Raw genomic sequence first — 8352 nt, forward strand, 5'->3', positions numbered from 1 at the left:
CCCATTCACTTGGCCGTCTTTGCAACTCGCCTGCTTCCCGCATTTTGGACAATCCATCGCAACCTCCCGGTGCATGTTAATGATCCAAAACTTATACAGTATCTATATATAATTAGCAATGCCAAAAAACAACGCCAATAAACCTGTATAATCTCCTTCGAAAAATGACCCTTTTGGACATGGAGTATGTTGTGTGTGCAAATTCAGGCAAGTGCAGCACCTATTTTCATTAGTCATGAAGCGATGTTTTACTAGTGGTCTCTATACACATCAACCGATCAAACTGACGATATGACAACCAATCAAGATCTTATTGGTTACGTGGCTGCGGCCTTGACTACTGCCTCTTTTTTGCCGCAGGCAATCATGACCATTAAAACCAGGGACACCTCATCACTCTCACTGAGCATGTACGGCTTGTTCACTTTAGGAGTTTTATGTTGGTTAATTTATGGCATTCACCTGACAGATTATGCGATCATTTTTTCAAATGCGATAACCTTGTTGTTGGCGGCCTGTATACTTTCATTCAAGATTTACCATACCTATTGTAAAAAAACCTAGTTGTTCATTTTTCAACTTTTTTCAACTAGGGAAACTATTCAATGCTTACATCTGATTTGTAATTAGTGCACCGGGTAGGGTTTGGGAAAGCATGCCCAAGCGCCGGATACGGAGACAAAGGCTACATGACCAACAAAGTGACTTTAACCCAGTTCATCATCGAGCAACAACGTGAATTCCCAGGCACTTCGGGAACGTTCACGGCATTGCTCAATGACATCGCCACCGCCTGCAAAAAAATATCCCGCATCGTCAACCGGGGAGAATTGATAGGGGTGCTAGGCAGTGCTGAATCCGAAAACATCCAGGGTGAAGTCCAAAAAAGCTGGACGTTATTACCAACGACATCATGATAAGTACCCTTAACTGGACAGGGCATCTTGTCGGCATGGCATCCGAAGAAATCGACGACATGATAAAGATTCCCGGTCATTACCCCAAAGGTAAATACCTGGTGGCATTCGATCCTTTGGACGGATCCTCAAATATTGATGTCAATTTGGCGGTTGGCACCATCTTCTCCATTTTGCGTTGCCGTGAAGGGGTTGACTCCGACTTGCAGGATTTTCTCCGTAAAGGTGTGGAACAGGTGTGTGCGGGGTTTGTGCTCTATGGGTCATCGACCATGATGGTGTTGACGACTGGACACGGGGTTAACGTCTTTACGCTAGATCAGGACATCGGTGAGTTTGTCCTGACCCACAGGAACATGCGGATTCCTGAGGAAACCGCCGAATTTGCCATTAACATGACCAACCAGCGGTTTTGGGAACCCCCCGTCCAACGTTACATAGCCGAGTGTATGCAGGGTGCGGAAGGGCCGAGCGGGGAAAATTTCAACATGCGCTGGATTGACTCCTTGGTTGCCTAGGTTTACCGAATCCTGACGCGCGGCGGGATATTTTTGTATCCCCTGGATTCACGTAATCCGGCAAAACCTGCCAAGTTAAGGCTCATGTATGAAGCCAATCCGATGGCTTTTATTATTGAGCAGGCGGGTGGAGTTTGTTCGGCTGGGCGAGAGCGCATTCTGGATATTAAGCCGACCGATATTCATCAACGGGTTCCATTGATTCTGGGGTCTAAGCAGGAAGTGGAGCGGGTTGTGGGGTATCATCAGGAAGGTTAGATACGAAGTTACAAACTTCATCCCGCAGCAGAATCGTCATTCCGGCATGGATTGCCGGAATCCAAGGCCCATGGATGGGGTTGGGTTTGACTATGGAGCTAATTTGTCGCTATCGCGACGGTTATTACGAAACCGGTTTTCGCACCGCCAGGCGAGCTTCTTTCTTTTGTGCATACAGAAACCAAAGTAAAGCCCCACTGATGCCGTTTGCTTCCTGCGCTCCGTCGTTTTTTATCGGGGGTTGCCAAAAGGGACTCCTGTCCCTTTGGCAACGTGTGGCATACCTGCCGCACCCCTAACGGGCTATTCCCAATAAAAACGCCGGTGCTCGGCGCGGCATACGGGTATCTACCGCTTTTGACTTCCGGGTTAAGGCTCTTTAGAATTTGACTTTTCAAAATCGAGCAACCATTTTTTTCTATGCACTCCCCCACCGTAACCAACTAGGTGACCGTTAGAACCTATAACTCTATGGCAAGGAATGATGATGCTTACGCGGTTGTTACCATTGGCTGATGCAACGGCTCGTATTGCTTGCGCATTGTTAATGGCAATGGCTTGTTGTTTGTAAGACTGCGTTTCACCAAAAACTATGTTTTGTAGTATTTTCCAGACAGATTGCTGAAAATCGGTGCCTGGCGTGTCCAGTGGTACTGTAAATTTTTTTCTTTTGCCCGAAAAATATTCAGATAATTCAGCTTGAACATGTTCTAAATGAGGGTTAGTTCCAGGCAAGATAACTGCATTGAGCCTTTTACATAAGTCCTTAAATTCAGTATCTAACATTCTTCTGTCGGTAAATTCTAACAGACAGATTCCTTGGTCACTGGCACAAGCAAACATTGCGCCGATTGGGGTTGTGAGCCGAATTATGTTTATAACAGATTTTTCATCAAAGTGTGTAGCAGAATCACCAAAAATAGAGCGATAACTATCATTGAATCCGCTTAATGAATCATAACCGCTGTCGAATGCCGAATTTGTTATGGTTTTACCTTGTTTGATACTATTGAAGGCAGTGTTAATACGCAACATTCTTTGGTAGGAATGGAATGTCGTATTATGGTGTTTTTTAAACCACCTTCTGATGTGACTAGGCTCAATACCTCTTTGTCTTAAACTGCCATCCCTTATCCTTAAATAGGAATTTTCATGTAATTCTTTTATGATATTTTTGATATATTCAGGCGTTTCATCCATTTTTTCCATTGGTTTACAAAGCTTACATGGTCTGAAACCATTTTGTAGTGCTTCTTGAGCAGTGTCATAGAAAACAACATTTTCTATTTTTGGCTTCCTTGCCCTGCAAGAAGGGCGGCAGAAGATTCCCGTTGTTTTGACTGCGGTGATAAAAACGCCCTCATAAAAGGAGTCCTTTCTCCCGGAAGCGTCATATTTTTCTTGAAAAGTTAGAGCTTTTTTCATATGTATCCAAGGCCTCTCATCGTTTGTGAATAGATTGTAACGTCATGAGATTTTCTTGCTACCGAAAAATTTACAAGTATGTTTTTCTTTGTTAGTCGAATTTAAAGGGTTTGGAGGAGTACGAAAAATTATTTTTTCATCTAATACCCAACGGTCATACAGCGGGTTGGTTTTAGTAAGCAGGATGGGCTGCACTTTGTTTAGCCCATCCTGCTTAAATGCTGTGACCGTGTGCCGTGCCTGCGTCGCGGTAGCGACACATTAATATGGACGAACTATTCTCTTAATACTCAAGTTTGTTATGATAGATATTTATAAATATCTATTTCATAGCAATGCAACTCACCGCTTCCCAACTCCAGTCTAAACACAAAGCGCTTATTGATGCGCTTAAGCGTGGCGAAACGGTAGAAATTACCTACCATGGACAAACGCTTGGGGTAGTGCATCCAGCCACTCCAACCATCAATAACAAAGATCAAGAATCCGCGATGGGCGAATTTTTTGGTATGCACCGTGATGTCGGTATTGCCTTTGTTGAAGATGAATTGCGTAATATCCGCAAGGGTCGGCGGAGCTCATTGAGTGATCTTTGACACCAATATCTTATTTATGCTGATAGAGGCCTAGTGTCAGCCAAGGAGTTGATCATGAGCACTGAGCATCGGTCAATCTCGGCAGTAACATATATGGAATACGTGCCTTTTTGCCGCAACAAACATGAGTTGCTTGTGTTTGAAAAAATGCTCAAAGCGCTCCAATTCACGATTCATGAGGTTGACCATGCCATTTCCTATCATGCGCGTCAATTAGTCCGCCAGTTTGCACTCAGCCACAGCATGGAAATGGTCGATACCTTGATAACGGCAGCCGCATTAGCCCATACAGAATTGCTATACACCAGCAATAGTAAGCATTTTGAGCAAATTAATGGTTTAATTCTTGATCATTATTTGCCGAATAATGATGAGTTTATCGACCTAAGCAACTAGTCTCCTTATTTTTGCCATGAGACACCCATCGAATATTTGATTGCTAACTCGCATCACCTAATGCAGCCTAAATTTGTCCACCTAAGACTCCACACTGAATTCTCCCTGGTTGACGGGATAGTCAAAATCAAGCCCTTGGTTAAACGCTTGGCTGAATTGAATATGCCGGCAGTGGCAGTGACCGATCATGCCAATCTTTTTGCCTTGGTCAAATTATATAAGGCGGCGATAGGGCAGGGCATCAAGCCAATTGCGGGTTCTGATGTGCTAATTTTTAATCCCGAAGAACCCGCCGCCCCTCATCGTTTGACCTTGCTGGTAAAAAATCGTTTGGGTTACATCACCTTGATGGAACTGCTTTCCAAAGCGTATCAGGAAGGCCAGCACCAAGGCGTACCTATGCTCAGACAGGAATGGTTGGAAGCCAATCATAACGGTTTGATTGCCTTGTCGGGGGCGATGAATGGCGATATTGGCAAGGCGTTACTGGCTGAAAATAGCGACCTCGCGAAGCAGCTGGCTGAACAATGGGGGACGTTGTTTGGGCAAAGTTTTTACCTTGAGTTACAGCGCGTCGGTAAACCGGAAGAAGAGCGTTATATTGCCGCCGCCGTAGACTTGGCCTTGGCAACCGTATTGCCCGTAGTAGCGACCAACGATGTCCGCTTCCTCAATCAAGCTGATTTTGCCGCGCATGAAGTGCGGGTTTGCATCAATCAGGGGCGGGTTCTGGACGATGCCAGGCGGCCTAAAGACTACACCGATCAACAATATTTGCGTACCGTTGATGAAATGCAGGCCTTATTTGCCGATATTCCCGAAGCCTTACAAAGCACCGTAGAAATTGCCAAACGCTGTAACCTGCATTTGGAACTGGGAGAAAACTTCCTGCCCGACTTCCCGGTTCCCCCAGGAATGACGCTAGCCGAACTGATGTCCGATGCGGCAAAAAAAGGCTTGGCCGAACGCTTGCAGTGCTATCCTGCAACAGGTAAGGGTTCAGCTGAAGAAAACCGCAAAATTTATGATCAGCGCCTGGAAGATGAATTACTTATGATTACCCAGATGGGTTTTCCGGGGTATTTCATGATAGTGGCTGATTTCATCCAGTGGGCAAAAAACAATGCGATTCCCGTCGGGCCGGGACGGGGTTCAGGGGCGGGTTCATTGGTTGCTTACGCCTTAAAGATTACTGATCTTGATCCGATTGAATTTGACCTGCTGTTCGAACGGTTTTTGAATCCCGAACGGGTTTCCATGCCCGACTTTGACATAGACTTCTGCATGGACAGACGCGATGAAGTCATTGATTACGTGGCTCGGCATTATGGCCGCGATCGTGTCGCCCAGATCATCACTTATGGATCAATGGCGGCCAAGGCGGTGATTCGTGATGTGGGCAGGGTGCTGGGGTTTCCTTACGGCTTTGTTGATGGCCTCGCCAAACTGATTCCCTTTGAAATCGGTATGACGCTGGAGAAGGCACTAGAGGAAAACGTCGAGCTTAAGCAACAATACGGCACTGAAGAAGACGTTAAAAACCTGATCGACATGGCCAGGGCATTGGAAGGCATAGCCAGAAATGCCGGTAAGCACGCCGGTGGCGTTGTGATTTCACCTACTAAATTGACCGATTTCACGCCCCTGTACTGCGAGCAGGGCGGCGGCAATCTGGTCACCCAGTTCGATAAGGACGATGTGGAAGCGGTGGGGCTGGTCAAGTTCGATTTTCTGGGCTTACGCACCTTGACTATCATCGACTGGGCTTTACAGGATATCAACCAAAAAAAGCAGCAGTCCGGTGCGCCACCGATTGATATTAACAGCATTCCCAGGGATGACTCGGAAACTTACGGACTACTGAAAAAAGGCCAAACTACAGCCGTGTTCCAATTGGAATCCCGAGGCATGAAAGAGCTGATTAAAAAGCTCAAGCCCGATTGTTTTGACGACATTATCGCGCTGGTGGCCTTGTATCGCCCAGGGCCTTTGGAATCCGGCATGGTCGATGATTACATCAAGGTCAAGCACGGCGCCAAAGCCGAGTACGCACATCCTTTGTTGGTACCCATACTCAAACCGACCAATGGCGTTATCCTGTATCAAGAACAGGTGATGCAAATTGCCCGCGAACTGGCCCATTACACTCTGGGTGGTGCAGACATGCTAAGGCGGGCAATGGGCAAGAAAAAACCCGAAGAGATGGCTAAACAGAGGGAAACCTTTATTACCGGGGCCGTAGCCAATCGGGTGCAAGAAAAAATCGCCAGCTACGTGTTCGACTTGATGGAAAAATTTGCCGGGTACGGGTTCAACAAGTCGCACTCAGCGGCTTATGCACTAGTTGCCTACCAAACCGCTTGGCTAAAAACGCATTACCCTGCGGCTTTTATGTCGGCGGTATTATCCTCCGATATGGACAATACCGATAAGGTTGTCACCCTGATCGAAGAGTCCAGGCAAATGAAACTGGAGCTATGCCCACCTAATGTCAATGTTTCAAATTACCGGTTTACGGTCAATGATGATGAACATATCGTTTACGGCTTGGGCGCTATCAAAGGTGTAGGCCAATCCGCCATTGAAGAAATACTCAGGGAACGGTCAGGGCATGGGCTATTCCTCGGGCTTTACGATTTATGCAAGCGGGTTGATTTGAGAAAGGTCAATCGACGGGTGCTTGAAGCCTTATGTCGGGCGGGGGCGTTCGACGTGTTCGACTCTAACCGCGCTGGCCATCTGGCTGAGCTGCCCACTGCTTTGAAGGTGGCGGAGCAACATGGCAAGATGGCAGAGACGGGTCAAGATGATTTGTTCGGTTTGAGGGCTGGTGCAGTGGACATTGCTGATGATGCAGGGACTTATACGACAGTTGTCGAACCCTGGTCTGAGCAGGAAAGGTTGGCTGGTGAAAAACTGACTTTAGGATTATATTTGACGGGTCACCCCATCGCGCAATACGAACCGGAAATCAGGCAGTTTATTAGTGGCAACATAGCCCAATTGCAGGCTGAAGTGGAGCGATCCAAAGGCAAGATGGAAGCGCGTGTTGCTGGCCTGGTTGTGGAGATACGCACCCGCCAGACCAAGCAAGGTAAAACCATGGGTTTTGCCACGATTGACGACCGCACAGGCCGCCTGGAAATAGCGGCGTTCGGTGACAAATACGAAAACTACCGGAGCATTTTTTCCCGCGATAACCTGTTGGTTGCCGAAGGCGCTTTAGCGATTGATGATTTTTCCGGAAATCTCAGGTTAACGGTTGAAAATCTCTACAATATGGAGCAAGCCAGGGAATCTTTCGCGAGAGGGCTACAGATAAGCTGGGCGGTTGACGGGCAAGCTCCGGAAGGCCCCGCTTTCATATCTGGATTGCATACTGCACTGCAACCTTTTAAGGGCGGAGCTTGCCCTGTTGGTATCAGGTATGCATCCCAGGCAGCATCAACAAGCATCCAGTTAGGCGACGGTTGGCGCGTACACCCAACAGACGAATTACAAGCAAGACTAAAACGGTTGCCTGGAGTGGTGGCGGTTGAAGTTAAATATCGTTAGCGCTATTTGTTCGTATATAGAATCAAATCATAAGAGTTACCTCGTTATGGTTTGATTAAAAGTTGACACTTCTATTCCACGAATAATCATCCCTCATTTCAAGCGCGATGTCAGGTTAAGCTTGAACTAATACAAAATTATCGCTATAACCAGGCAAAACAAGACTAACGCTACAGTAAGGATAGGGACTAAGTAATCTAATACCAAGTCATGGAGGGATGTTTTTGGTTTCTCATCATCGTTCATTTTATGTTTAATGCCCAATCAAAGTTATGTTAAGTTAATCATCTTTGGATTCTAACTTAATAAACTAAGCATCATTCATGCCAGCATGTTTATATGCCTTACTTATCATGGTTATCAACAGATAAATGCAGGGCTACGGGCTTTTAAATAACAAATGTGATGTTTTCGATAGCCCCTAAATGTGTCGATAATTACCATAAAGTGACAATTTTAGCGCGTACCCGATTTGGCTTTTCGACTATCAATGGGTCATGTCTTTTAAAACTAAATCTAAAGGCAAAGCCTTGATAGTCTCACTGGTCAAACCAGTGGCTTGATCTTGCCCCGCTTTCACGGACACCCCGCTAAGCGACTTTATTGGCCTCAAACGCAACTGGGCTCATATAGCCCAATCTGGGGTGTAGCCGTTTGCGGTTGTAACACACTCCAATATATTCGAAC

6 protein-coding genes and 1 pseudogene are annotated in these 8352 nt (G+C 46.3%); 5 read left to right on the forward strand and 2 right to left on the reverse strand.

The window, feature by feature from the left end:
- Positions 1-291 precede the first annotated feature (291 nt).
- Positions 292-564, forward strand: coding sequence for a SemiSWEET transporter (locus ACLQ6D_RS17625; RefSeq protein WP_411728614.1), 273 nt, complete (start codon positions 292-294; stop codon positions 562-564).
- Between the two features lie 125 nt (positions 565-689).
- Positions 690-1693 (forward strand): annotated as a pseudogene (locus tag ACLQ6D_RS17630) (class 1 fructose-bisphosphatase).
- 369 nt (positions 1694-2062) lie between these two features.
- Here the strand turns inward: ACLQ6D_RS17630 and ACLQ6D_RS17635 are convergent.
- Positions 2063-3118 (reverse strand): bifunctional transcriptional activator/DNA repair enzyme AdaA, encoded by a 1056-nt coding sequence (locus tag ACLQ6D_RS17635; RefSeq protein ID WP_411728615.1) that lies wholly within the window; start codon positions 3116-3118, stop codon positions 2063-2065.
- A gap of 335 nt (positions 3119-3453) precedes the next feature.
- Between ACLQ6D_RS17635 and ACLQ6D_RS17640 the strand changes: the two genes are divergently transcribed.
- The 3 genes from ACLQ6D_RS17640 to dnaE are packed head-to-tail and all read left to right on the forward strand — an operon-like array spanning position 3454 to position 7665.
- Entirely contained in the window at positions 3454-3714 is a 261-nt protein-coding gene (locus ACLQ6D_RS17640; protein WP_411728616.1) for a hypothetical protein, read from the forward strand.
- 54 nt (positions 3715-3768) lie between these two features.
- Positions 3769-4110, forward strand: coding sequence for a type II toxin-antitoxin system VapC family toxin (locus ACLQ6D_RS17645; RefSeq protein ID WP_411728618.1), 342 nt, complete (start codon positions 3769-3771; stop codon positions 4108-4110).
- Positions 4111-4170: 60 nt separating this feature from the next.
- Positions 4171-7665, forward strand: coding sequence for a DNA polymerase III subunit alpha (dnaE, locus tag ACLQ6D_RS17650; protein ID WP_411728619.1), 3495 nt, complete (start codon positions 4171-4173; stop codon positions 7663-7665).
- Between the two features lie 590 nt (positions 7666-8255).
- Here the strand turns inward: dnaE and ACLQ6D_RS17655 are convergent.
- Complete coding sequence (locus ACLQ6D_RS17655; RefSeq protein WP_411727754.1) at positions 8256-8342, reverse strand: hypothetical protein; 87 nt, start codon at positions 8340-8342, stop codon at positions 8256-8258.
- Positions 8343-8352: the final 10 nt, after the last annotated feature.

Origin of the sequence: Methyloglobulus sp., from assembly GCF_046714055.1 — a bacterium.
Lineage (GTDB): Bacteria > Pseudomonadota > Gammaproteobacteria > Methylococcales > Methylomonadaceae > Methyloglobulus.